Raw genomic sequence first — 25,216 nt, forward strand, 5'->3', positions numbered from 1 at the left:
GGTTTCTATGCGTTCTTGGCCGTTGCCGCACCTGCCTGCATTGCCGGGCCAGGCACCAGCCCTGCGGGTCCGAGACACTCGCACGGGCGAGTTCGTGACCGCGCCCGGCCCGAAGGCCGCGCTGTACGTCTGTGGCATCACGCCCTACGACGCCACACATCTCGGCCATGCCTTCACGTATGTCGCGTTCGATATGCTCGTGCGCGTATGGCGGGATTCCGGCCTTCTCGTCGAGTACGCGCAGAACATCACCGACATCGACGATCCGCTGTTCGAGCGGGCCGAGCAGACGGACGTGGACTGGCGCGAGCTTGCCGACTCCCAGATCGAGCTGTTCCGTTCCGATATGGAGACGCTCCGCGTGATCCCGCCCACGGACTGGGTCGCGGTATCCGACTTCCTCGATCCTCTCGAGACAGCCGTGCGCGATCTTATCGCGAGCGGCCGAGCCTATGGTGTGACCGGCGATGATGGCAGGACTGACTACTATCACGCCACGTCTGATGCGGACTACGCCTCCGAGCACCTGGCCGGAATCGATCTCATCAAGGTCTTCGGCGAGAACGGCGGCGATCCGGAGCGCCCCGGCAAGCGTCATCCGCTCGACCCGATCGTGTGGAAGGGCGTTCTCGGGGATGATTTCCGCGCCGAGGGTGCCAAGCCCGGCGTGTGGCGTCCCGGCTGGCATATTGAATGTGCGCTGATCAGCCGCGACTATCTCGGCACGACGATCGATATCCAGGGCGGGGGTTCCGACCTTGTCTTCCCCCACCAGGAGATGACATCCACCCATCACCACGAGCTGGACGTGACCGTCCGGGGGCAGATGAACACCGGCATCGTCTCCTACGAGGGCCACAAGATGAGCAAATCCCTCGGGAACCTCGTCCTCGTGTCGAAGCTCGTCCAGCGGGGCTTCGAGCCCATGGTTGTCCGACTCGCACTGCTCAACCACCGCTGGGACAGCGATTGGGAGTACACGGATGATGAGCTGAACCTGGCGGAGCGCCGCGTGACGCGCTGGCGTCGCACCCGGCACACCGGCGGAGCGGGAGCATCCGAACTCCTCGAGACCGTGCGCCGTCATCTCGCCGACAATCTCGACACGCCGAAGGCCCTCGAGGCGATCGATGCGTGGGCGGAGGCGAACGAGCATGCCGATGATCGCGAGGGTGCACTGCTCTTCGACGACATGTGTAAGACGCTTCTCGGCCTCTATCTCTGATGAATCTGGCGGCGCTGCTGTGGGCGGGCCTGCTCGCCTACTCCGCGGCGACGAAAGTGCGCGGCATGCCGCACAGCATGCTCCGCGCCATGAGAGACCTGGCATTGCCAGCCCCCCTCATGCGTCCCGCCGTCGCCTACGCCCACCTTGCCGCCCAGATCATTGTGGCGCTCGGTCTCACGCTCGCACCGCAACCGTTCCAGGGTGTGTGCGCGACCGGAGGGGTGCTCCTCGCCCTCGCCTATCTCGCTGTCATCTGGCGGGCACGGGGACGATCCTGCCAGTGCTTCGGCACGACTGCCCGCCCGATCACGTCTTGGACTCTCGTCCGCTCGATCCTTGTCGTCGCTCTCGCCTGCTGGGCCGCCGCGTGGGGCTCCGTCGCCCAGTGGCCCACCATCCCACTCTTCCTCAGCATCCTCGCCATCGAGCTCGCCTCGGCGGCTAGGACTGGACGCGCCTGAGCTTGGCGGCGCCCTCCTCGACCATCGGCGGCTCCTCCCCGCCGAAGGCGGGGCAGATGCTCGTGAAGGAGCACCAGTCGCACAGGCGGGATGTGCGGGGCTCGAACGTGCCGGCCTCGAGCCGGTCAAGGATCTGTGACCAGATGGTTGCGACTGTTTCCTCGATGATCGCGTTATCAGCCGCGTCGGCCCAGTACGTGAGGGTCGAGTCTGATCCCAGGTAGATGAGCTGGGATTGGACCGGCAGCTTCCCGTCGGCTCGGGCGAGCAGCAGGCCGTAGGCCCTGACCTGGAAGAGCGCCTCGTTCTGATAGTTGGGGTTGGGCATCTTCCCCGTCTTGTAGTCCACGACTCGCAGATCGCCTTGAGGTGACACGTCGATCCGGTCGATGACGCCGCGGAATCGAATCCCCGAATCGAGTTCGACGGTGATCATGCGTTCCCGGTTGGCGCGTGCGGGATGGAGCTTGACGGGGTTCTCCCGGCGGAAATACGTGTGCACGAGTGTGCGTGCGGACTCCAGCCACGCCTCGAACGGCTCGTCCTCGAACAGGTTCTGGACAGCAGGATCCCGCTCCACCATGGCAGCCCACTGCGGTTCGAGAAGGTTCGTGGCCGCACTGACCGTGCGCTGTTCTGCCGGGAGGTCGTAGAGGTGCTCGAGGACGGCATGGACGAGGGTGCCTTTCGTCGCCGCAGACGAGGGCGGCTCGGGGATGCGATCGATGACGCGATAGCGGAACTTCAACGGGCACTGCTTGAAGTCGTTGATCCGGGATACCGACAGGGCTGGCTGGTAACGCATGCGACAACCCTACCCAACGGGACGGGCAGGCTTTGCCGGTAGGATGGGGGACTGTGACTCAACATCCCGCAGGACCAGACCGGCGACGCGGCCCCTTCCGGGCCGGTGAACGCGTGCAGCTCACGGACGTCAAGGGCCGTAAATATACGACGATGCTGACTGTCGATGGCTATTTCCAGTCGGCACGCGGCAGGCTCCGCCACACCGATATCATCGGCCGCGACGAAGGCTCGGTTATCGATACTGATGATGGCCACCGCCTCCTGGCCCTCCGCCCACTGATCTCGGACTACGTCCTCTCGATGCCCCGCGGGGCGACACCGATCTACCCGAAAGACGCCGCGCAGATCGTCTCGATCGCCGATATCTTCCCCGGTGCCCGCGTCGTCGAGGCAGGACTTGGCTCCGGTGCCCTGGCACTGTCCCTCCTCGCCGCGATCGGACCGAGCGGGCACCTGACGTCCGTCGAGCGCCGCGAGGACTTCGCGACGATCGCGATGGCGAACGTGGAAAGCTGGTACGGGGATGACATCCCGCCGTGGACGGTTCACGTCGGCGATCTCAACGACGTCATGGAGGACATGGAGGACGGCAGCGTCGACCACGTCCTGCTCGACATGCTCGCGCCCTGGGAGAACCTCGACGGTGCGATGAGGGTGCTGCGTCCGGGCGGGGTGATCCTCGCCTATGTGGCGACGACGACTCAGATGTCCCGCTTCGTCGAGGAGCTCCGAACGACCTACACGTTCACCGAGGTGGAAGCCTCCGAGACGGTCGTCCGCACCTGGCATCTCGAAGGCCTCGCGGTCCGCCCCGATCACCGGATGGTGGCACATACCGGTTTCCTCGTCGTCGCACGCCGCCTCGCGCCCCTGAGCGAGCCGCTTCTGGAGAAGCGCCGCCCCGCGAAACTCGCCTATTCGGACACGATGCCGTGGAATGACGAGACCCTCGCTCCTATCCAGGAGCACGAGATCTCACCCAAGAAGCTCCGGAAGGTGCTTCGCGACGTCAAGCAGCGCACCCACATGGAACAGACCGGATCCTCCCACGTCAGCACGGAGGGGACGCCCGGATCCTGACGGTGCGGCCGCGATGTGCGGGAGAGTACTTCGACAGGTCGGGATGCCTGCGGGATACTGGGAGGAGAGGAGAGGAAGCGAATGGGCTCTGTAAGCAGCGTGACCGAGCAGATAACGATACTGGCCAGGCAGAACGAGAGACTGTCGGCGGCTCTCGCGAAGGCTCGCGATGAACTGGCGGCGATGGACGAACGGCTGGAGGCTCTCGCCTCCCCGCCGAGCCCGTACGGGATCTTCGTGCAGCCGGGACACGACGGCACGGCCGATATTCTTCTCTCCGGCCGGTACATGAACGTCACGGTCGACCGCGGGGCGGGAGCATTGAAGCCCGGCCAGCTGGTCCGCATGACGGAACAGCTCGTCCTCCTCGAGGGCCTCGGCTTCCCCAAGACCGGTGACGTCGTCACCGCGAAGCTTGTCATCGGCGATGATCGCGTCCTCGTGAGCGCCAACCAGTCCGAGCAGATCCTCCGGATCGCGGACCCGCTTCTCGCCTCGGGAGTCCGCCCCGGCGATTCGCTCCGTGCCGAGCTGTCTTTCGGTTTCGCCTACGAGCTGCTCGAACGTCCCGATGTCGAGGAGCTCCTCCTCGAAGAGATCCCCGACGTCTCCTATGCAGACATCGGCGGCCTTGGCTCGCAGATCGAACACATCAAGGACACGCTCGAGCTCCCGTTCGAACATCCGGGACTCTACCGGGACCACGGGCTGAAGCCGCCGAAGGGTGTCCTTCTCTACGGCCCTCCCGGGTGCGGCAAGACGCTGATCGCGAAAGCGGTTGCCACGTCCCTCGCCGCGACGTCCGGGGACGACCGCGCCTACTTCCTCAACGTCAAGGGACCCGAGCTCCTCAACAAGTACGTGGGGGAGACCGAGCGGCAGATCCGAGAGATCTTCGAGCGTGCCAGGGAGCGCGCAGCCTCCGGCCATCCCGTCGTCGTCTTCTTCGACGAGATGGAGGCGCTGTTCCGCACTCGAGGCTCGGGAGTGTCCTCCGATACGGAGACGACGATCGTGCCCCAGCTTCTCGCCGAGATCGACGGCGTCGAGACTCTCGACAATGTCATCGTCATCGGCGCCTCCAACAGGGAGGACATGATCGACCCGGCCATCCTCCGCCCGGGACGTCTCGACGTGAAGATCCGTATCGAACGCCCGGACCATGCAGGCGCTCTCGATATCATCCGGAAGTACCTCACTCCGGCCTTGCCGATCCACGAGGACGAAATCGCGGCACACGGCAGCGCCGAGGCGGCGGTGGAGGCGATGGCGCACGCGACGATCGACGCACTGTTCGCACGGAAAGACAGCACAGCCTATGCGGAGATCACCTTCGCGGACGGTGGGAGAGAGATCCTCTACCTGTCCGACTTCGCATCGGGGGCCATGATCGCGGGCCTGGTCGACCGAGCGAAGACCTACGCCATCAAGGATCTCATCGCGACCGGGGTTCGCGGCCTGTCGACCGATCACCTCCTCGAGGCACTCGACCAGGAGATCAGACAGAACGAGGACATCGCCGGCGTGACGAATCCTGACGAGTGGGCACGGATCAACGGCCAATCCACCACCCAGCGGGTCGTGTTCGTCCGCTCCCTTTCAGGCAAGCAGCCTGCACCCCGGACGATCGATACTGCTCCAGTCACGGACTTCGGGGGGAAGCTGTGAGCGTCAAGCGTGTCATCGGGACAGAAACAGAGTTCGGGATCCTCTCGGCGACACAGTCCAATCCGATCCATCTATCGGCCGCCCTCGTCGACGCATATGCCTCCGCTGGGGCGGGCAGCCCCTCCGGCCCGATCCGCTGGGACTATCGGGGCGAAGATCCGCTCAACGATGCTCGCGGCTTCCGCCTCGAACGAGCCTCCGCCGATCCTTCCCAGCTGACGGACAACCCGGAGGCGATGGCACCGTCCGGTCCCGTCGCGGTGCGGCGGCCGAGCGAGGCCGAGATGAGCATGCCGCGCGCGTCCAACACCGTGCTGTCCAACGGTGCCCGCTTCTATGTCGACCACGCTCACCCCGAATACTCGGGGCCAGAGACACTCGGACCCCTTGACGCCGTGCTCTACGACAGGGCCGGGGAGCATATCGCGCGCGATGCGATGGAGATCGCCGGCCGCGCGGGCACCGAGTACATCGTCTACAAGAACAACGTTGACGGGAAGGGTGCGACCTACGGTTCGCACGAGAACTATCTCGTCGATCGTTCCGTCGATTTCGACGATCTTGTCGGAGCCCTGATCCCGTTCTTCGTGACCCGGCCCGTCCTGTGCGGGGCTGGCCGCGTCGGTCGCGGGCAGCGTTCGGAGGAGCCGGGCTTCCAGATCTCCCAGCGGGCCGACTATGTCGAGAACGATATCGGCCTCGAGACGACGTTCAACCGTCCCATCATCAATACACGCGACGAGCCTCATGCGGGGACCCGGTGGCGGCGCCTCCACGTCATCGGGGGAGACGCGAACCTGTTCGACATCTCGAACTTCCTCAAATTCGGCACGACCGCAGCGGTCCTGTGGGTGCTCGAGAACAGCGGGGTCGGCCTGGAGCTCGACTCGCTGGCGATCGCGGATCCCGTGTGGGAGACGCAGGAGGTCTCCTACGACCTGTCGTTGACGCACCGGATCGCGCTGCGGGACGGATCCTCCGCGACAGCGCTCGACATCCAGGCCTCCTACGCCAGGCTCTGCCGGGACGCGATGACGGCGGCAGGGCCCCTCGATGACGAGACCCGTCTCCTCCTCGACACGTGGGACGAGGTGATCGAGATGCTCCGCACTGACATGTTCGCGGCCGCACGGAAAGTGGAGTGGGTGGCCAAGTATCAGATGCTCGAGGCCATGAGGGCGCGCGGCAGTATGACATGGCGCGACCCCAAGCTTGCCGCATTCGACCTGCAGTGGCATGACCTGCGTGCGGGACGATCGATCGTCGACAGGCTCGACCGGGCCGGGCGTATCGACCGCCTGTTTTCACTGTCCGAGGTCGTGCAGGCCGCCACCGTCCCTCCCGAGAACACGCGCGCCTTCGTACGGGGCTCCCTCATCACCGCCTTCCCTGGCGATGTCTATGCGGCGGCCTGGGACTCCGTCACGGTTGATGCCGGTGGGGAGTCGCTGCTGCGGATCCCCACCCTGAACCCGCTCGCGGGCACGCGAGATCTCGTCGGGGACGCGCTCGAGGCGCCCGACATCTCGACTTTTCTTCACCGATTGAGAGGATGATCATGCAGGAACGCATATCGAAGCAGGCTCAGAAGCAGACGTCAGCCCCGCAGGACCTGGCCGTTGGACAGCACGAGCATGAGGGTATCGATTCTCTCCTCGACGAGATCGATTCGGTGCTGGAGACGAACGCGGAAGCCTTCGTCCAGGGCTTCGTCCAGAAGGGCGGCCAGTGATACCTCGGCGGGTCATGGGAGTCGAGACCGAATACGGGTTGACGACCGCGACGATCACGGGACAGCCCTCGACTCTCACACCGGAGGACGCCGCGCAGCGGCTCTTCCGACGGGTGGTCGAATGGGGCAGGTCGACGAACACGTTCCTGACGAATGGTTCGCGCCTCTACCTCGACGTGGGAGCACATCCCGAATATGCGTCCGCGGAATGCGACTCGATCGTGGATCTGGTGGCGATGGACAAGGCGGGCGATCGCATCTTCCAGTCCATGGCGGACGAGGCGAACGAGGGCCTGATCGCGGAGGGCATGCCCGAGCGGATCCACCTCATCAAGAACAATGTGGACACGTCCGGGAACTCGTATGGCTGCCACGAGAACTATCTCATCCGCAGGCGCCGCGACTTCCGGGCGCGGGTCGATTCGCTCGTGCCGTTCTTCATCTCCCGTCAGGTTCTCACGGGCGCCGGCCACATCCGCAACCAGCCCATGGGAGCATCGTTCGAGATCTCTCAGCGTGCCGACCAGATGTGGGACGCGATCTCGTCAGCCTCGACACGGTCGAGGCCGATCGTCAACACTCGGGACGAACCGCACGGCGACATCGAGAAGTATCGCCGCATGCATGTCATCGTGGGGGACACGAACATGTCGGAGGTATCGACCGCGCTCAAGTTCGCCACGACAGAGATGCTTCTCGTGCTCCTCGACGACGGCGTTGTTCTCCCGAAGCTCAAGCTGGTCGATCCGATGCGGGCGATCCGGGACATCTCCCACGATATCGATCTGCGCGAGACCGTCGAGCTGGAGGATGGTCGTCGGTTGACCGCGCTCCAGATCCAACGCGAATATGCGCAGGCCGCGCACAGCCACTACGAGTCACGCGGCTACATGGCGGAGATGGATCCGACGAGGCGGCGGCTGGCCGCGCTCTGGATGTCCGCGATCGACGATCTCGAGGCAGGCGATCTCGACAAGCTCGATACCACCCTCGACTGGGTGGTCAAGCGGAAGCTCCTCGACAGGTATCGGACGAAATCGGGTGCCGGGTGGGATGATCCCCGCCTGCGCAGGCTCGAACTCGCCTACCACGATATCTCTCCGACCTCTGGCCTCTATCGGACCATGACATCGCAGGGTCTCCTCGACTCGCTCGTCACGGACGAACAGATCGACCATGCCGTCGCCTCCCCGCCGGCGACGACGCGTGCCGCTCTGCGCGGACGCTTCGTCAAGGCCGCGAGCGAGGCCCGCCGGGACTTCATGGTGGATTGGATGAACCTGAGGCTTCTCGAAGCGGATGGAGCGCGGAGCGTCATCCTCAAGGATCCGTTCGCTGCCGTCGACGAGAGAGTCGATGCTCTCCTGGAGCACGTGTGAAGCCCTACCTTCTCGCCCTCGTCCTCGTCCTGTCCGCCTGCCAGTCGCAGCCGGAAGAGCCGGCACCCGTGCCGTTGACCGTCGAGGTCGATGGTGATCTCGGCAGCCCCCGCCTGTCGACCGTGGGAGGGGACCTCCCCGATGGTCAGACGACCCTGACCGACGTGGAGGGTCTGGGACGCGAGCTGACAGCAGAGTCACCGATTCTCTATACCGTGTCCTCGTTCAACGATGACGGCGAGCTCCTCGCCGGCGGGGAGGCTCCCATCCTCGCGTCCGTCGGGGATGCACCGATCGAGGCTGAGGGAATGCGCGAGGGTTCGAGGGTTCTCACGATCAATCCGCAGGAGGGCGGGGCCGAGATCATCGTCGTCGATATCCTCCACACGTCGGTTCAGGGCCAGGCGAGAGAGCTCTCCGGCCCGCTGACGGTGACGGTCGGTGACGACGGTACACCACTCGTCACCGGAACGGTCGAGATCTCGAGGCTGTCCACCCAGGTCGTCGTCCGAGGGGATGGTCCCCAAGTGGGGGACGATGACGATGTGTATGTCCAGTACTCCGTCTACCGCGATGGTGAGCTCGTCGACAGCACGTGGGGGCAGGGGCCGATCCTCCTCGACCTCAACGACACGTTCGAGGGCGTCCGGACGAGCGTCACCGAATCCTTCATCGGATCGAGGCTCCTCATCCAGGTGCCGGCCGCGCAGGCGCAGGGCACGGCCGACCTGGTCGTCCTCATCGACCTTCTCGCCATCGGCTGACGCGACTTCTCGCCATCGGCTGACCCGAGCGAGTCGGCGCTTCAGGCGATCCTCGTACGATCAGGGTTCTCCACCCGCATCGTACGAGGACAGCGGCCGTCTCGACCGCTCCCGCTACCTGCTGGCGGTGGGGGAGCGATCGAGGGCGTGGCTGCGGGGATGGAGGGAGGCGGCTGCCCGAGTGACGGCCGTGACGAGCAGGGCTGCGAGGAGCATGTGGATGATGACGAGGGCCTCGGGAAGGTTCGTTGCGTGCTGGATGTAGCCGACGAGACCTTCGAGGAGAGTCACCGCGAGAACGGCCGCGAAGGCTGACATCGCGGCCTTCTTCTCGCCGGTCTCGTCCTGGAGCCGGTTGAGGAGCACGAGCCCGGTGATGGTGATCGCGGTGAACAGCCACGCCGCGGCGGAATGGACGCGGGTGATCATCACCGTGTCCATCGCCCACCGGTAGGGCTCCTCCACATCGCCCGAATGAGGGCCGGCACCCGTGACGATGACACCGAGGACGACGAGCAGCGTGGCAGACAGCGCGAGTGCGATCGTCAACGGACGTGCGAAGGACGCGAGGGGACGGGGCGGAGTATCGGGCCTCACGATCCGCCACAGCAGGTAGGCCGAGACGGCGACGAGGGCGAGAGAGATCAGCATGTGGCTTCCCACGACGGCCGGATGGAGATCGACCCAGACGGTGATGCCGCCGACGAGAGCCTGGATGATGATCCCGATAAGGGGGAACCAGGCAAGCTTCTTGATCTCGGGGCGAGACGCGGTGGGTTCGCGGCGATAGACCGACCAGATGAGTGCGATGGCGATGATGCCGAGCACGCCCGTCAGCGTGCGGTTGCCGAACTCGATGTAGGGATGGAGGGAGGACTCTTCCGTGAACTGGGGAGTGAACTGCCCCGGTTCGCAGAGCGGCCACTGGGAACAGCCCAGCCCTGAGCCGGTCAGGCGGACGAGGCCGCCCGTGACGATGATGCCGATCTGCGCGATGAGGTTGGCGATGGCGAGTGTGCGGGTTCTACGGTCGACGTACATGAGTTCCTATTTCGAGTCCCAACGGAAACGTGATGCGGCCAGAAGACCAACACCCACAGCCCATCCTCCCAGAACAAGCAGGCTGATGGCGACACTGTGGCCCGTGGCCAGCGCCCGCAGGCCCTCCCCGAGTGCGCCTGGAGGGGTGAATCGGACGAGCGCGGCCCACCAGTCCGGATAGGCGGAGGCTTCGACGAGGATTCCGCCCAGCCCCGCCATGACGATCCACAGCAGGTTGGCGACAGCCAGCACGGCCTCGGGCCGCAGCGTCCCGCCGATGAGGAGGGCGAGAGCCAGGAAAGCCGCAAGCCCGAGAACGAGGAAGGCAAGCCCCGGCAGGATAACGGCGGCAGACACGCTGAGTCCGAGGGGGAGTGCGACGAGCGTGAGAATGATGGTCTGGACGAGGGCGACAAGACCGACAGCGCCGAACTTGCCGGCGAACAGGCCGCGCGGGCCGAGCGGGGTCGTGGCAAGCATGCGGAGCACGCCCCACCGCCGATCGAAGGCGACGGCGATCGCCTGGGAGGTGAAGGCGGTCGACGCCCAGGAGAGGGCAAGCGCCGAGGCATAGGCAAGGCCGACCGGCATCGGATCCGAACCGCCGATCGGCACCTTCGCAAGCGCGACGAGAGCAGCGACGGGGAGCAGGATGTTGAGGGTGGTCTGTTCGCCGTTCCGAAGGATCGTGACAGTTTCGAAACGGGTCTGGGCGAGAGCGGTCACCGTGCCTCCACGAGATCGAAGTAGAGATCCTCGAGGGATCTCGGGCGGAGCGAAACACTGACCGAGTCGATGTCGAGCCGAGTCAGCGCATGTGCGAGGAGGGCAAGATCTGCCGGGGTGGCATCCGTGCCCGTGCGCACCTCCAGCTGGTCCGGCTGTGCCCGATAGGTGAAGCCGGGGAGCTCAGCCGCCAGGCGCTCCTCGAGAGAACCCGCCCCTGGGCCCTCGAGCCACATGGAGCGGCCCCCGAGGAGGCTCGCGGCCGGGCCGTCCGCGAGGATCGTGCCGGAGCGCAGGACGACGACCTGGTCGGCCAAGGCCTCTGCCTCCGTCATGAGATGGGTGGTCAGGACGACGGTGGTGCCGTGACTGGCAAGGTCCCGGATCAGCTCGTGCATATCACGCCGGGATGCTGGGTCGAGGCCGGCCGATGGTTCATCGAGGAAGACCAGCTCGGGATTTCCCACGAGAGCGCAAGCGAGTGCGAGGCGTTGGCGCTGGCCTCCCGACATGTGTCGGACACGGGTGCGCCCGTGCGGAGTGAGTCCGAGGATGTCCATGAGCTCCCCCACATCGCGCGGCCTCTCGTGCAGGCGGGAGACGTGCGTGAGAACCGCTGAAGCCGTCGGTGATTGGGATAGTCCGCCGTCCTGCAGCATGACGCCGACGCGCCTTCGCAGCTCAGCATCATCTGACTGCCGGTCGAGGCCGAGCAGTCGAATCGTGCCGCTGTCGGGGGCACGCAGGCCTTCGCAGCATTCGACCGTCGTGGTCTTGCCGGCGCCGTTGGGCCCGAGGATCGCGGCGACGGTGCCGGGGGCGACAGCGAAGGACACGTGATCGACGACCCTGCGGCCCGCATAGGACATGACGAGGCGATCGACCTCGAGCGCGTGGGGGATCATGCAACCAGTGTAGTGTGCACGGGCGCCCTGTCGGGGAACCCCTGCTGGGAATACGTCCGGAACGTCCCAGATCGGTGCGATACCGGTATTGAGGAGACTTGGGCCACCCTGTCGATACTTGCAGAACACCAAATAAGAAAGGACAATGTTGTGTAAAGGTGTGAGCGGGAAAGGAGGAGGTCATGGCGGAAGCAAGGGAACCAGAATCCGGTACCCGAGAAACCATTCTCCAGCTCATTATTGAACGAGGGCCGGTCACGGCCGCTAACTTGGCAAAGATCCTCTATCTCACCCCGGCAGCGGTGCGGCGTCACATCGGCGTCCTCGAAGAGGACGGCCTCATCGACGTGCACGAGACGCTCCCGGCGACGCAGGCGAGGCGGGGCAGGCCGGCACGCCACTATGTGGCGACTCTCGAGGGCCAGTCTGTTCTCAAGAACCAGTATTCTGCGATCGCCAACGACGCTCTCGGCTTTATCCGCGACGAGCTCGGCTCGGAGAAGATCGAAGCGTTCGCGAACCGTCGCGTCGAGGCCTTCGAGCAGCGCTACGCGGCCGAGCTCGATCGTGCCGGCGACGATCCGACGACCCGGGCCCAGGTACTCGTGAAGAAGCTCTCAGACGACGGCTATGCGGCCTCGCTTCGAGCCGTGGGGCCGCGCGGCTTCGCGCTTCAGCTCTGCCAGGGGCACTGTCCCGTCCAGCAGGTGGCGGGAGAGTTCCCGGAACTGTGCGAGGCGGAGACGCAGGCCTTCTCGAGGCTGCTTGGCGTTCACGTCCAGCGACTCGCTACCCTTGCGAGCGGGGACCACGTCTGCACCACCCACATACCACTACTGATCCCATCCCGCCCCGCGGGTACACCATCGCGTGAGAACGCTACGGAAGGAAATCAATGACACAGACACGGCCAGACGCCGGTGTCGGCGAGCCGATGACTCAGGATGAGACGATCGCGTCGATCGGTCATTACAAGTTCGGCTGGCACGACTCCGATGAGGCGGGCGAGAAGGCCCGTCGCGGACTGAGCGAGGATGTCGTACGCAACATCTCGGCGATGAAGGACGAGCCGGAGTGGATGCTGGAGCGTCGACTCAAGGGCCTGTCGCTCTTCGACAAGAAGCCGCTGCCGATGTGGGGCGCGGACCTGACCGATATCGACTTCGATCGGATCAAGTACTTCGTGCGCTCGACGGAGAAGCAGGCGACCTCGTGGGAGGATCTGCCCGATGACATCAAGGAGACGTACGACCGTCTCGGCATCCCCGAGGCTGAGAAGCAGCGTCTCGTCGCAGGTGTGGCCGCCCAGTACGAGTCCGAGGTGGTCTACCACCAGATCCGCGAGGACCTCGAGGAGCAGGGCGTCATCTTCCTCGACACGGACACCGCGCTCAAGGAGCACCCGGAGCTGTTCCAGGAGTACTTCGGCACCGTGATCCCGGCCGGCGACAACAAGTTCGCCGCGCTCAACACGGCCGTCTGGTCGGGCGGCTCCTTCGTCTACGTCCCGCCGGGCGTGCACGTCGAGATCCCCCTCCAGGCCTACTTCCGTATCAACACGGAGAACATGGGCCAGTTCGAGCGCACGCTGATTATCGCCGACGAGGGCTCGTACGTCCACTACGTCGAGGGCTGCACCGCGCCGATCTACCAGTCCGATTCGCTGCACTCCGCCGTGGTCGAGATCATCGTGAAGAAGGACGCCCGCGTCCGCTACACGACGATCCAGAACTGGTCGAACAACGTCTACAACCTCGTGACGAAGCGTACCGTCGTCGAAGAGGGCGGCGTCATGGAGTGGATCGATGGCAACATCGGTTCCAAGGTGACGATGAAGTACCCGGCCGTCTACCTCATGGGTGAGCACGCTCGCGGCGAGACGCTGTCGATCGCTTTCGCCGGCGCAGGCCAGCATCAGGACACCGGGTCGAAGATGGTGCACATGGCACCCCACACGTCGTCCTCGATCGTGTCGAAGTCCGTTGCCCGCGGCGGAGGCCGCGCCTCCTACCGCGGCCTCGTCCAGGTCATGCCGGAAGCCGTGCACTCGAAGTCCACCGTGCTGTGCGATGCGCTGCTCGTCGACACCGAGTCCCGCTCCGACACCTACCCGTATGTCGATGTGCGCGTCGACGACGTGGAGATGGGCCACGAGGCCACCGTCTCCAAGGTGAGCGAAGACCAGCTGTTCTACCTCATGTCGAGGGGCATGGAGGAGGCTGAGGCCATGGCGATGATCGTCCGCGGCTTCGTCGAGCCCATCGCACGCGAACTCCCCATGGAGTACGCCCTCGAACTCAACCGCCTCATCGAGCTTCAAATGGAAGGAGCCGTCGGCTGATATGACGACGAATCTGTCTACCGATCATTCACAGGCCACGCTGGCCACAGACGACCCGTCGTTCACGCCCGTCGTCGGTACCTCCCGAGGTGACCGTTCCTCCTCGTTCAACCTGTCAGACTTCCCCGTGCCCACCGGCACCGAGGAGGACTGGCGCTTCACCCCCGTCCGCGACCTGGCGGGCTTCTTCACGGAGCTGACCGGCACGCAGCCGCTCGTCTCCGCCCAGGGAGTGGAACTGGAAGTCGTCGGCCGCGACGACAGCCGTCTCGGCACCGTGCAGGCCCCAGGCGACCGGTCTTCGGCCGTTGCCTGGAACTCGTTCGAGAAGGCTTACGTCGCCACGCTCACGGGTGTCGGCACGGAGGGTCTCATCACGGTCACGGGGCAGGGCGGAGAGCCCGCACCCCTGCACCTGCTCATCGTTGCCGAGGAGAACTCGGAATCGACCGTCGTCCTCTCGCACGGTGGCTCCGGCCAGGTGTCGGAGACGATCGAGATCGATGTCAAGGATGGTGCGCAGCTGACCTTCGTCACGATCCAGGAGTGGGAGGACGAGGCGATCCACCTCTCGAACAACCGCCTCCGCCTCGGCAAGGACTCCTCGATCCGCCACATCGTCGTCACACTCGGCGGCAAGATCGTCCGCATCACGACCGACGGCGAGTACGCCGGAACGGGCGGGGACATGGAGCTGCTCGGCGCGTACTACACGGATGCTGGACAGCACCAGGAGCACCGCCTGTTCGTCAACCATGCAACCCCGAACTGCCGCTCGAACGCCACCTACAAGGGTGCCCTCCAGGGCACGGACGCGCACGCGGTGTGGATCGGCGATGTCCTCATCACGCCGGACGCGACGGGAACCGACACGTACGAACTGAACCGCAACCTCGTCCTCACTCAGGGAGCGAAGGCCGATTCCGTGCCGAACCTTGAGATCAAGACCGGCGAGATCGAGGGCGCGGGCCACGCGTCCGCGACGGGCCGCTTCGACGACGAGCAGCTGTTCTACCTGCGTGCCCGCGGCATCCCCGAGGATGTTGCGCGTCGCCTCGTCGTGCGCGGCTTCTTCGCCTCCCTCATCAACCAGATCGGTGTGCCCATGGTGCAGGACAAGCTCATGGAAGCGATCGAGCTCGAGCTGGACCAGACGATGGCCAGCGTTCAGGCATGACCTACCAGGTGGCGTGCCTCGAGTCCGATCTCGAGCCGGCGGACGTCATGCAGGTGACCCTCAACGGGGTCGACCTCGCCATCGCCCGCGACTCGGACGGCTCGTGGCACGCGATCGATGATCTGTGCACCCACGGCAACGTGTCCCTCTCCGACGGCGACGTCGAGGATGGTGGGATCGAATGCTGGAAGCACGGCTCGGTCTTCGACCTGAAGACGGGCAGGCCCCGTCAGCTCCCCGCGATCCACCCCGTCGCCGTGTACCCCACTAAGCTGGAGAGCGGCTCCGTGTGGGTCGACGTCGACAGCCCGATTCACTGACAACTTTTAGAACGAAGAAAGGGACCCCCGTGTCCAAGCTGGAAATCAAGAACCTCCACGTCTCCGTCGAGACGAACGAAGGCGCGAAGCCGATCCTCCACGGCGTCAACCTCACGATCAACGCCGGCGAGATCCACGCCATCATGGGCCCGAACGGCTCCGGCAAGTCCACCCTGGCCTACGCCCTCGCAGGCCACCCGAAGTACACGATCACCGAGGGTGAAGCGTTCCTCGACGGCGAGAACATCGTCGAGATGTCGACGGATGAGCGTGCTCGCGCGGGCCTGTTCCTTGCCATGCAGTACCCGGTCGAGGTTCCCGGCGTGACCGTCTCGAACTTCCTCCGCACGGCGAAGACCGCTGTCGACGGCGAGGCGCCCGCACTCCGCACGTGGGTGGGAGAGCTCAAGGAGTCGATGAAGAAGCTCCGCATGGACGACGATTTCGCCCAGCGCGACCTCAACACCGGTTTCTCCGGCGGCGAGAAGAAGCGCAACGAGATTCTGCAGATGGAGCTTTTGAAGCCGAAGTTCGCGATCCTCGACGAGACGGACTCCGGTCTTGACGTCGACGCGCTCCGCATCGTCTCCGAGGGCGTCAACCGCGTCCACGGCGAAACGAACGTCGGCATCGCACTCATCACCCACTACACTCGTATCCTCCAGTACATCACCCCCGACTTCGTGCACGTGTTCGCGAACGGCCGTGTCGTCGAGTCCGGTGGGCCGGAGCTCGCTACGCAGCTCGAAAACGAGGGTTACGACCGCTTCCTGTGAAAGACAACGCCCACACCCCAGTACCGGTGACGGACTTCCCGATCCTGGCTCGCCAGGGTCGGGAGGGCCATCGGCTCGTCTATCTCGATTCCGCTGCGACGTCGCAGCGGCCCGTCCAGGTTCTTGACGCGGAACGACAGTTCCTCGTCTCCTCGAACGGGGCGGTCAAGCGGGGGAGCCACATGCTGGCGGAGGAGGCGACGGAAGCGTACGAGAACGCTCGAGAGACTGTCGCCGAATTCATCGGCGCCCAGGCGAACGACGTGGTCTGGACAAAGAACTCGACAGAGGCTCTCAACCTCGTCGCGTATTCGCTCGGCAACGCGTCGGATGGTCCGTACGCCATCGGCCCCGGGGACGAGATCGTCGTCACGAGGGCCGAGCATCATTCGAACCTTGTTCCCTGGCAGCAGCTGTGCGCACGCACGGGTGCTCGTCTGCGCTGGCTCGATGTCGTTCCCATGGGTGGCGATGATCAGGGCCGCATCGATCTCGCGACGCTCGATGTGATCAACGCGAAGACGAAGGTCGTGGCCTTTGCCCACGTCTCGAACGTGACTGGCGCGATCGCTCCCGTCGACGAGATCGTCGCGGCGGCACGCTCCGTGGGGGCTCTTGTCGTGCTCGACGCCTGCCAGTCCGTTCCGCACCTGCCGGTCTCGATGACGGATCTGGGTGTGGATCTGGCGGTGTTCTCCGGACACAAGATGCTCGGACCGACAGGGATCGGTGCGCTGTGGGGCAGGTCCGAGGTGTTGGACGGCCTGCCGCCCTTCCTCACGGGCGGCTCCATGGTCGAGGTCGTGACGATGGAGGAGACGACGTTCCTCAAGGCACCCGCGAAGTTCGAGGCCGGCACCCCCATGGTGTCCCAGGCCATCGGCCTGGCCGCCGCCGCGGACTACCTGACGAAGGCCGGGATGGTGGAGATCCACCGCCACGAGGTCGAGCTGACCGACCATCTCCTCACCGGCATCGCCAACATCCCGGGTGTGCGCGTGGTCGGTCCGACGAGCAGGGAGAACCGTCTCGGCTCGGTCGCGTTCGTCGTCGAGGACGTTCATCCCCATGACGTGGGGCAGGTCCTCGACTCGCGCGGGGTCGAGATCCGTGTCGGCCATCACTGCGCCCAGCCGATCCACCAGGTGTTCGACACCTTCGCGTCGTCACGGGCGTCGATCGGGCCCTACAATACGGGTGCGGACATCGACGCGTTCCTCGACGCGCTGTCCGGCGTCCGTTCCTACTTTGGAGTGTCATGAGCAATCTCGACTCGATGTATCAAGAGATCATTCTCGACCACGCGAAGACTCGCCACGGCCAGGGAATCATGGCGGACCCGGATGGGGAATCGTTCCAGGTCAACCCGACGTGCGGGGACCAGGTCACGGTCCAGGTGAAGATGGTCGGGGATGTCATCTCCGAGCTCGTCTGGGACGGTAAAGGATGCTCGATCTCGCAGGCGTCGATCTCGGTCATGACCTACCTCGTCGAGGGCAAGACTCTCACCGAGGCGGAGGACCTTCTCGGCCTCTTCCAGGAGCTCATGAATTCTCGCGGCAAGGGCTTGGACGATGAGAAGCTGGATCGTCTCGAAGACGCATCCGCCTTCGTCGGCGTCGCCCAGTTCCCGGCACGTATCAAATGCGCACTGCTCGGCTGGATGGCGATGCGCGACGCAACTATCAAGGCCAGCTCAACGGAAGGAGAAGGCCAATGAGTGACATCACTGTCGCCGAAGTCGAAGAGGCGCTGCGCGACGTCATCGACCCGGAACTCGGTATCAACATCGTTGATCTCGGCCTGCTGTACGGCATCACCCTCGAGGGGAACGCCGCGATCATCGACATGACGCTGACGTCGGCGGCATGCCCGCTGACGGACGTCATCGAGGACCAGGCGGTCCAGGCGCTCGAGGGCCTCGTGACAGAGGTCCGTATCAACTGGGTGTGGCTGCCGCCGTGGGGTCCGGACAAGATCACGGTCGAGGGCCGCGAACAGCTTCGCGCACTCGGTTTCAACGTCTGACAGGTGTGGGGCGGAGCGGCATACGCTGCTCCGCCCCATTCTTTTCTGCGGGACTATTGCCGGAGTCGCGGGCACTGACGATGGTAGGCTCGTAACCCAGGGAGGCGAGCAGTGAACATTCTGTCAACAATCCATTCTCCGGCCGACGTGAGTCGTCTCGACGAGAAGCAGCGGGCCGCGCTTGCGCAGGAGATCCGGACATTCCTTGTTGAATCCGTCTCCCAGACCGGCGGTCATCTCGGTCCCAACCTGGGAGTGGTCGAGCTGACGATCGCCCTTCACCGGATCTTCGATTCCCCGCGGGACACGATCGTGTTCGACACGGGACACCAATCCTATGTGCACAAGATCCTCACCGGCCGCCAGAATTTCGCGGGTCTGCGATCCGAGGGCGGTCTGTCGGGTTATCCGTCCCGCACCGAGTCCCCTCACGATGTGGTCGAGAATTCTCATGCCTCCACGGCTCTCTCCTGGGCGGCCGGAATCGCGCGCGGCTATCGGCTTTCGGGCGATGATCGGTGCGTCGTCGCTGTCATCGGCGATGGTGCGCTGACGGGCGGCATGGCCTGGGAGGCGCTCAACAATATCGCTGAGGACGACTCCCTCCCGATCGTCATCGTCGTCAACGACAACGATCGCTCGTACGAGCCCACGATCGGCGGCATGGCGCGCAAGCTCGACGTCACGGGTATGACCCGCCGGCTCGACCAGGTGCGCGTCTCGAAGGACTACGAGAACCTGCTCAGCTGGGGCAAGAGAACACTGCGCCGCTCCGGCCCGCCGGGACGCCTCGCCTATGATGCGATCCACGGCTTCAAGAAGGGCGTCAAGGATATTTTCGTCAATGCTGGGATCTTCGACGCCCTCGGACTGAAATATGTCGGCCCGGTCGACGGCCACGATATCGACGACCTCGAGAGCGCTCTCCAGCTTGCTCGTGACTATGGCGGTCCCGTCGTCGTCCATGCGATCACCGAGAAGGGCAGGGGCTACCAGCCGGCCCTCGACGATGTGGCGGACCGCTTCCATGCCGTCGGCCAGATCCATCCCGAGACGGGACTCCCGATCGTCCAATCGGGATTCGGGTGGACGTCAGTGTTCGCGGATGAGATTCTCGCGGCGGCGGAGAAAGACCCGAGCATCGTCGCCCTGACGGCGGCGATGCTCCGCCCCGTCGGACTGGGCCCCATGAGGGACCGTTTCCCCGACCGTGTCATCGACATCGGCATTGCGGAGCAGCATGCGCTCACCACGGCGGCAGGCTTGGCCTATGCGGGGTATCATCCCGTTGTCGCGCTGTACGCAACCTTCCTCAACCGCGCCTACGACCAGCTGCTCATGGATGTCGCCCTTCATCGGGCGCCCGTCACCGTCGTGCTCGATCGCGCCGGGATCACAGGCAACGACGGTGCCTCCCACAACGGCATGTGGGATCTTGCACTGGCCGCGATGATTCCGGGGCTTCGAGTGGCGGCTCCCCGAGACGAGAAGACGCTCCGCACCGAACTGAACGAGGCCCTCGCGGTCGATGACGGTCCGACGATGATCCGCTACCCGAAGGGCACGGTTGCTGATTCGATTCCTGCGATCGACCGTGTCGGGGACATCGATGTTCTCGGCCGCAACGAGGGTGACGGTCATCGTATCCTCGTCGTCGGGGTGGGAGCGATGGCACCGGCGGCCCTGGATGCGCTATCCGTCGAGACAGCGGATGTGACCGTTGTCGATCCCCGGTGGGTTCTGCCCGTCAGCCAGGAGCTTGTCGACTTCGCCGAGGGCTTCGATGCGATTGTCACGATCGAGGATGGTCTGCGGGAGGGCGGGGTTGGCCAGCAGATCGCTGGGCTCGTCGACTGCCCGGTCACGGTCCTCGGTGTCTCACGGCACTTCATCGACCATGCCAGCCGTTCCGATATCCTCGTGCGCGAGAACATGACCGGCCACGATGTCATCACGGCCGTCCGCGCCGCGGCAGGGCAGGGACCAGCTCTCTCAGTCGCCCAGAACGCGTGAGGGGCCCCGGCCGGCATACCTGACCAGCATCTGTCGGCGCTTTGGGATGGAGGCGCCGGAACTGCTCTTCGCTAGGCGTCGTCCGCGCTGCGGGGCAGTGCGAGAGCGACCTCTTCGATCTGCCAGGGGCGTGCCCCTGCCCGGTAGAGCACATCGACCATGCTCGTGATCGATGACCATCCTTCCCACGCGAGCTGACGCTGCACGGTGGGCTTGAGCAGGATGTCCTGACGGATTCCGAGGACATCGGCACGCTTGAGGATCGCGGGACGGACGAGATCCCAGCGGGCGGCCGCCCCGGGATTGCGGTTCTTCCAGTTGCGCACGTCGGGCAGACCATCTTTCGAGGGAGCCTGACGGGAGGGCAGATCTGTCGTGTCCCAGCCGCGTTCGATCGCGGACCACCAGTTCGTCGAGAGATCCTTGCGGGAGCGAGAGCGCAGCGAGGATGAACCGCGGGTCTCGTCGAGCGAACCCGGGAGGGAGGCGGCCAGAGCGCCCAGTGCCTTCCCGGGAAGGACCTTCTCCGGCCCGACATCGCGTGCGCGGGCGATCTCGTCGCGCTCGAGCCAGAGCTCGCGCACGATCGCGAGGGTGCGGGGGTCTCGTATCCGGAGGGAGGTGGCGATCTTCCGCCACGGTTCCGGCTTGGGATCCTTCGGGGGAGCGGCGAGAACGTGCTCACATTCCTGGATCATCCAGTCGAGCCTGCCCGCCTCCTCGAGGCGTTCGCGCTGGACCTCCCTCAGTTCGATGAGGAGTTCGACATCGAGAGCCGCGTAGGACAGGAGCGCCGGGGCGAGCGGACGGGCCGACCAGTCCGAGTTCGAATGCTCTTTCGCGAGCTGCACATCGAGGTCATCGTTGATCACTGCCTGGAGGGAGACGCGCTCGTTGCCGAGCAGGAGGGCCGCGATCTCCGTGTCCCACAGGGACGGGGGGAGGAGGCCTTCGCCTCGCAGGCACGGCAGGTCCTGATCCGCTGCGTGCAGGATCCACTCATCGCCCCGAAGGACTTCCGCGAGCTCACCCATGTGATCCGCAAGCGGGGGCGGGTCGAGAAGGAACAGGCCCGATCCTTCTCTCTTGATCTGGATGAGGTAAGCACGGCCCGAGTAGCGGATGCCCTGGGCGCGTTCCGTGTCGATTGCGAATGGCCCGGTCCCTCCTCGGAGTGCGGCGACAGCGCCTGCCAGGTCGGAGGGCGTCGAAAGGAGGGGTGGGATGCCACCCTTTGGTTCATCGAGATTCACAGGCGATCCAGGGGAGTGATGGAGGGAGCATGGGGGTCGAGCCCGGCCGTTGTGCAAGCGAACTCAGCCCACGCATCCAAATGATCGGACACGTCCTCGGAGGAGGGGGACCAGGAGGCCCGCACCTCGACCGTGACGCGGCTACCGTCCAAGTCTAGACCACGGAACGTCTCATCGATCTGTCGGGTCACCGTGCCGTTGAGGCTGTGATATGCGGCATTGTGTCCGGAGAGAGCCTCTGTCAGCCACGACCAGGCGACCTCACCGAGGAAAGGATCCCCACCCAGGTCGGATTCGATCGGTGCAGAAATGTGGCAGACGATCCGAAACGTCGAATTCCATGCCGGTTGGCCGTCAGGGTCGTGCAGGAGGACGAAGCGCGCTTCACCGCGATAACCATCGGGGTCCATGTCCGCACCGGTCGTGTTGATCTCCGCCGCGAGAGCCGCCGCCCAGGGCGCGATCTTCTTGGGCGCGGGAATCTCCTGGAGACGAAACTCCTTGCGGAACCGGTGGTTGCGCAACGAGTCCAGACTCGCGAGGAACAGCGGCGGTACTTCTGGCACACGATCACACTAACGACTCGTAAACTACGGGGATAGCAGGCGCGCCGTTAGACTGAGCCTGTCCCGTCCCCAACCCGTGAGGAACCATGCCTACCTCCCGCCTCGTATCCCGACAGTCCGATGACTTCGTCCGTCGTGCGGGCGCCGCAGGTCTCGACCTGCCGCTCGAACAGTCCCCGCATTGGGATCGCTACGATGAGGCCGTTCCCGGCCGACAGCCCTACGGCCGATACGTGTGGCAGGTCGATGGGGAGGACCGTGCCTTCATCTCCCTCACGGCCTTCGAAGGCCGAGGATTCCACTACCTGTGGGCGAAGGAGGGACCCGTCTGGGTCGAGGCGCCGAGCCCCCGGGAAGAGGAACAGTTCCTGTCCGATCTTGCCAGGGCGCTCACGGTGGACCGCCGCTATGCGTTCGTCCGCCTCCACGCACACCATCCGTCGGATGCTCTGCACGACCTGCTCCAGTCCATCCCCGTCGACCGCACCGTCATCCTCGATCTGAGCCGCGACGAGGATGAGATCCTTGCCGGAATGAAGAAGCGCGGACGCCGCGACGTCCGCAAGTCCCTGCGCAGCGAACATCTCGAAGCAGCCGAGGAGACTGACCGGGCGGCCGATGTCTTCGACGAGCTGTATGCCCTGCTGCAGGAGACAGGGGATCGGGACGGTTTCGGCATCGCCCCCAAGTCCGCCTACACGACGATGCTCGAATCGCTCGGTGCCGAGCATGCGAGACTGTTCACGGTCCGCAGCGAAGGAGAGGTCTACTGCTGGGGCATCGTCACCGTCAACGGGCCCCTCGCAACCTACTATTATGCTGCCTCCTCGGCCGCTGGTAGGAAGGCGGGGGCCCCCGACCTGCTCGTCTGGCACATGGTGCGCGAGCTCCGCGCCTGCGGCGTCACGACCTTCGATCTCATGGGCATCGATTCCGACCGCGCACCCCAGCTCGCCGGAGTGCGCGGGTTCAAGACGAAGTTCTCCGAAGAGATCACGGACGTGGCGGGGGCCTGGGACCTGCCCCTTCACCCACTCCGTTATCGGGCGCTCACGCTTGCCCTGCGGGCCAAGCGCTATGCCGCCTCAACGCTCCGGGGGATGTCCCGGTCTGATAGCGCAGGCTGATCGGGGCGGATGGTCCGATGGGGTGGGGACACGCCCCACCCCATCCATGTTCCTGCTGCGTGTGTCAGCTCGTCCGACGTTCGATCGCAGCCCCGATAAGGGCGGCGAAGAGCGGGTGCGGGCGGGTGGGCCTGCTCCGGAACTCGGGATGTGCCTGAGTCGCGACATAGTAGGGGTGCTGTTCCCTGGGCAGTTCGACGAACTCGATGAGCGACCCATCGGGGGACGTTCCCGAGAACACGAGGCCGGCCTGCGTCAAGCGGTCCCGGTAGGCGGCGTTGACCTCGTACCGGTGACGGTGCCGTTCCACAGCCTCGGTCGTGCCATAGGTCTGGGCGACAACGCTTCCAGGTTCGAGGACGGCAGGATAGGAGCCGAGTCTCATCGTGCCGCCGAGATCTCCCTCGCCCGCCACGATTCCGCGTTGCTCGGCGAGAGTCGAGATGACGGGATGTGGGGTTGCGGGATCGAACTCTGTCGAGTTCGCCTCCGGCAGCCCGCCCCTGCTGCGGGCGAATTCGATCACCATGCACTGCATGCCCAGGCACAGCCCGAGGGTCGGAATGCCATGGGTTCGGGCGTAGCCGAGTGCCGCGATCTTGCCGTCGATGCCGCGCACCCCGAACCCTCCGGGGACGCAGATCGCGTCGAAGCCCGACAGCGCCTCCTCGGCGTCCTTCTCGCAGTCATCGGCAGCGACCCAGTGGACGGCAACTTTTGTCCGATGAGCGTATCCACCGTGGCGCAGGGCCTCCCGAACAGACAGGTAGGCGTCGGGAAGGTCGATGTACTTGCCGACAACAGCGACCTTGAGGAACTGGGTGGGATTGTGGACGCGGTCGAGGAGATCGTCCCACGTCGACCAGTCGACCTCCCCGTACTCGAGCCTGAACCGGTCGAGGACGTAGCGGTCGAGATTCCCTGCATGGAGGACCTTGGGCAGCTCGTACAGGGTGGGAGCATCGACGCAGGAGATGACGGCCTCGAGGTCGACGTCGCAGGCCGCGGAGATCTTTTCCCGAATCGACTCGGGCAGCACTCGGTCGGATCTGAGGACGATCGCATCGGGCTGGATGCCGAGCTGGCGCAGCGCCGCAACGGAGTGCTGCGTGGGTTTCGTCTTGAGTTCTTTCGAGGGGCCGAGGAAGGGAATGAGAGACACGTGGATGAAGAGCACGTTATCGCGCCCGATATCGTGCCTCATCTGGCGTGCCGCCTCGAGGAACGGCAGGGATTCGATGTCTCCCACCGTGCCGCCGATCTCCGTGATGATCACGTCCGGAGGCTCCGGGAGTGCGGCCTTCAGCCTCATCCTGGCCTTGATCTCGTCGGTGATGTGGGGGATCACCTGAACGGTATCGCCCAGGTAGTCGCCCCGGCGTTCCCTCGCGATGACGGAGGAATAGACCTGCCCGGTCGTCACGTTCGCCGACTCATCGAGGAATGTGTCGAGGAAGCGCTCGTAGTGGCCGATATCGAGGTCGGTTTCCGTGCCGTCCTCCGTGACGAAGACCTCGCCATGCTGGAACGGGTTCATCGTGCCCGGGTCGACGTTGAGGTAGGGATCGAGCTTCTGCATCGACACCGTCAGACCTCGTGCTTTGATGAGGTGTCCGAGTGAGGACGCCGTCAGGCCCTTGCCGAGGGAGGAGACGACGCCGCCGGTGATGAAGATGTGCTTGGTTTGTCCCGCAACCGGGTTATTTTCTTCCACGGAGCTTCACCCTACCAACGGGTAGCCCGGTCAGTAAACACTGCGGCCCTGTTGTCTCAAGAACAGGCGGTGATGTCGTGTGCGTTCGGTCAACGACGCGCACGTCGAGG

The 25,216-nt window shown here is 65.0% G+C and carries 25 protein-coding genes; 18 read left to right on the top strand and 7 right to left on the bottom strand.

Annotated features, from left to right (window positions below; translation table 11 throughout):
• Positions 1-7: 7 nt before the first annotated feature.
• Positions 8-1,225: a cysteine--1-D-myo-inosityl 2-amino-2-deoxy-alpha-D-glucopyranoside ligase gene (locus H2O75_RS04755; protein ID WP_182174365.1), complete on the top strand. Its 1,218-nt coding sequence runs from the start codon at positions 8-10 to the stop codon at positions 1,223-1,225.
• Positions 1,225-1,689 carry a MauE/DoxX family redox-associated membrane protein gene (locus tag H2O75_RS04760; RefSeq protein WP_182174368.1) on the top strand — a complete coding sequence of 155 codons (465 nt, stop codon included), beginning with the start codon at positions 1,225-1,227 and terminating at the stop codon, positions 1,687-1,689. The genes H2O75_RS04755 and H2O75_RS04760 overlap by 1 nt, the downstream gene beginning before the upstream one ends.
• Here H2O75_RS04760 and H2O75_RS04765 read toward each other — a convergent pair.
• Entirely contained in the window at positions 1,670-2,494 is an 825-nt protein-coding gene (locus tag H2O75_RS04765; RefSeq protein ID WP_182174371.1) for a RecB family exonuclease, read from the bottom strand. The two genes, H2O75_RS04760 and H2O75_RS04765, sit on opposite strands and share 20 nt — an antisense overlap.
• Positions 2,495-2,547: 53 nt before the next feature.
• Between H2O75_RS04765 and H2O75_RS04770 the strand changes: the two genes are divergently transcribed.
• From H2O75_RS04770 to H2O75_RS04795, 6 genes are all read left to right on the top strand, one after another.
• Positions 2,548-3,576 carry a tRNA (adenine-N1)-methyltransferase gene (locus tag H2O75_RS04770; protein ID WP_259365314.1) on the top strand — a complete coding sequence of 343 codons (1,029 nt, stop codon included), beginning with the start codon at positions 2,548-2,550 and terminating at the stop codon, positions 3,574-3,576.
• An 81-nt stretch (positions 3,577-3,657) separates the two neighbouring features.
• On the top strand, positions 3,658-5,244 hold the full coding sequence (gene arc, locus H2O75_RS04775; RefSeq protein ID WP_182174374.1) for a proteasome ATPase: 1,587 nt from the start codon (positions 3,658-3,660) through the stop codon (positions 5,242-5,244).
• A complete protein-coding gene (gene dop / locus H2O75_RS04780) occupies positions 5,241-6,800 on the top strand; it encodes a depupylase/deamidase Dop (RefSeq protein ID WP_182174377.1) in 1,560 nt (519 codons plus the stop codon). The genes arc and dop overlap by 4 nt, the downstream gene beginning before the upstream one ends.
• Before the next feature lie 2 nt (positions 6,801-6,802).
• On the top strand, positions 6,803-6,976 hold the full coding sequence (locus H2O75_RS04785; protein WP_182174380.1) for a ubiquitin-like protein Pup: 174 nt from the start codon (positions 6,803-6,805) through the stop codon (positions 6,974-6,976).
• 14 nt (positions 6,977-6,990) lie between these two features.
• A complete protein-coding gene (gene pafA / locus H2O75_RS04790) occupies positions 6,991-8,355 on the top strand; it encodes a Pup--protein ligase (protein WP_220462789.1) in 1,365 nt (454 codons plus the stop codon).
• Positions 8,352-9,119: an FKBP-type peptidyl-prolyl cis-trans isomerase gene (locus tag H2O75_RS04795; RefSeq protein WP_182174383.1), complete on the top strand. Its 768-nt coding sequence runs from the start codon at positions 8,352-8,354 to the stop codon at positions 9,117-9,119. Before pafA ends, H2O75_RS04795 begins: the two co-directional genes overlap by 4 nt.
• 114 nt (positions 9,120-9,233) lie before the next feature.
• Here H2O75_RS04795 and H2O75_RS04800 read toward each other — a convergent pair whose 3' ends face one another.
• The 3 genes from H2O75_RS04800 to H2O75_RS04810 are packed head-to-tail and all read right to left on the bottom strand — an operon-like array spanning position 9,234 to position 11,791.
• A complete protein-coding gene (locus H2O75_RS04800) occupies positions 9,234-10,160 on the bottom strand; it encodes a COX15/CtaA family protein (RefSeq protein WP_182174386.1) in 927 nt (308 codons plus the stop codon).
• A gap of 6 nt (positions 10,161-10,166) precedes the next feature.
• Positions 10,167-10,886 (bottom strand): ABC transporter permease, encoded by a 720-nt coding sequence (locus H2O75_RS04805; protein WP_182174388.1) that lies wholly within the window; start codon positions 10,884-10,886, stop codon positions 10,167-10,169.
• On the bottom strand, positions 10,883-11,791 hold the full coding sequence (locus tag H2O75_RS04810) for an ABC transporter ATP-binding protein (protein ID WP_182174390.1): 909 nt from the start codon (positions 11,789-11,791) through the stop codon (positions 10,883-10,885). Before H2O75_RS04810 ends, H2O75_RS04805 begins: the two co-directional genes overlap by 4 nt.
• A 182-nt stretch (positions 11,792-11,973) precedes the next feature.
• Between H2O75_RS04810 and H2O75_RS04815 the strand changes: the two genes are divergently transcribed.
• The 9 genes from H2O75_RS04815 to dxs all read left to right on the top strand — a co-directional run bounded on the left by H2O75_RS04815 (position 11,974) and on the right by dxs (position 20,446).
• Positions 11,974-12,690: a helix-turn-helix transcriptional regulator gene (locus H2O75_RS04815; protein ID WP_182174392.1), complete on the top strand. Its 717-nt coding sequence runs from the start codon at positions 11,974-11,976 to the stop codon at positions 12,688-12,690.
• On the top strand, positions 12,687-14,132 hold the full coding sequence (sufB, locus tag H2O75_RS04820) for a Fe-S cluster assembly protein SufB (RefSeq protein WP_182174394.1): 1,446 nt from the start codon (positions 12,687-12,689) through the stop codon (positions 14,130-14,132). The genes H2O75_RS04815 and sufB overlap by 4 nt, the downstream gene beginning before the upstream one ends.
• A gap of 1 nt (position 14,133) precedes the next feature.
• A complete protein-coding gene (gene sufD / locus H2O75_RS04825; RefSeq protein WP_182174396.1) occupies positions 14,134-15,309 on the top strand; it encodes a Fe-S cluster assembly protein SufD in 1,176 nt (391 codons plus the stop codon).
• Positions 15,306-15,629, top strand: coding sequence for a non-heme iron oxygenase ferredoxin subunit (locus tag H2O75_RS04830; protein ID WP_182174398.1), 324 nt, complete (start codon positions 15,306-15,308; stop codon positions 15,627-15,629). The genes sufD and H2O75_RS04830 overlap by 4 nt, the downstream gene beginning before the upstream one ends.
• Before the next feature lie 29 nt (positions 15,630-15,658).
• Positions 15,659-16,405 (top strand): Fe-S cluster assembly ATPase SufC, encoded by a 747-nt coding sequence (gene sufC, locus H2O75_RS04835; protein WP_182174401.1) that lies wholly within the window; start codon positions 15,659-15,661, stop codon positions 16,403-16,405.
• Positions 16,402-17,667, top strand: a complete 1,266-nt coding sequence (locus H2O75_RS04840; RefSeq protein ID WP_182174404.1) for a SufS family cysteine desulfurase — start codon at positions 16,402-16,404, stop codon at positions 17,665-17,667. Before sufC ends, H2O75_RS04840 begins: the two co-directional genes overlap by 4 nt.
• Positions 17,664-18,125 (top strand): Fe-S cluster assembly sulfur transfer protein SufU, encoded by a 462-nt coding sequence (gene sufU, locus H2O75_RS04845; protein WP_182174407.1) that lies wholly within the window; start codon positions 17,664-17,666, stop codon positions 18,123-18,125. Before H2O75_RS04840 ends, sufU begins: the two co-directional genes overlap by 4 nt.
• Positions 18,050-18,433 carry a metal-sulfur cluster assembly factor gene (locus H2O75_RS04850; RefSeq protein ID WP_374971578.1) on the top strand — a complete coding sequence of 128 codons (384 nt, stop codon included), beginning with the start codon at positions 18,050-18,052 and terminating at the stop codon, positions 18,431-18,433. The genes sufU and H2O75_RS04850 overlap by 76 nt, the downstream gene beginning before the upstream one ends.
• Before the next feature lie 111 nt (positions 18,434-18,544).
• Positions 18,545-20,446: a 1-deoxy-D-xylulose-5-phosphate synthase gene (dxs, locus tag H2O75_RS04855; RefSeq protein ID WP_182174411.1), complete on the top strand. Its 1,902-nt coding sequence runs from the start codon at positions 18,545-18,547 to the stop codon at positions 20,444-20,446.
• Positions 20,447-20,517: 71 nt separating this feature from the next.
• On the opposite strand, the gene H2O75_RS04860 is transcribed toward dxs, so the two are convergent.
• Both H2O75_RS04860 and H2O75_RS04865 read right to left on the bottom strand, forming a co-directional pair.
• The gene (locus tag H2O75_RS04860; RefSeq protein ID WP_259365315.1) at positions 20,518-21,699 is read right to left on the bottom strand and encodes an HRDC domain-containing protein; all 1,182 of its coding nucleotides are present in this window, start codon (positions 21,697-21,699) and stop codon (positions 20,518-20,520) included.
• Positions 21,696-22,265 (bottom strand): DUF3000 domain-containing protein, encoded by a 570-nt coding sequence (locus H2O75_RS04865; RefSeq protein WP_182174415.1) that lies wholly within the window; start codon positions 22,263-22,265, stop codon positions 21,696-21,698. Before H2O75_RS04865 ends, H2O75_RS04860 begins: the two co-directional genes overlap by 4 nt.
• Positions 22,266-22,351: 86 nt before the next feature.
• Here H2O75_RS04865 and H2O75_RS04870 point away from each other — a divergent pair, with 86 nt between their 5' ends.
• On the top strand, positions 22,352-23,392 hold the full coding sequence (locus H2O75_RS04870; protein WP_182174417.1) for a lipid II:glycine glycyltransferase FemX: 1,041 nt from the start codon (positions 22,352-22,354) through the stop codon (positions 23,390-23,392).
• A 64-nt stretch (positions 23,393-23,456) separates the two neighbouring features.
• On the opposite strand, the gene pyrG is transcribed toward H2O75_RS04870, so the two are convergent.
• A complete protein-coding gene (pyrG, locus tag H2O75_RS04875; RefSeq protein WP_182174419.1) occupies positions 23,457-25,106 on the bottom strand; it encodes a CTP synthase in 1,650 nt (549 codons plus the stop codon).
• Between the last annotated feature and the right edge of the window lie 110 nt (positions 25,107-25,216).

It is taken from the genome of Flaviflexus equikiangi (genome assembly GCF_014069875.1).
GTDB lineage: Bacteria > Actinomycetota > Actinomycetes > Actinomycetales > Actinomycetaceae > Flaviflexus > Flaviflexus equikiangi.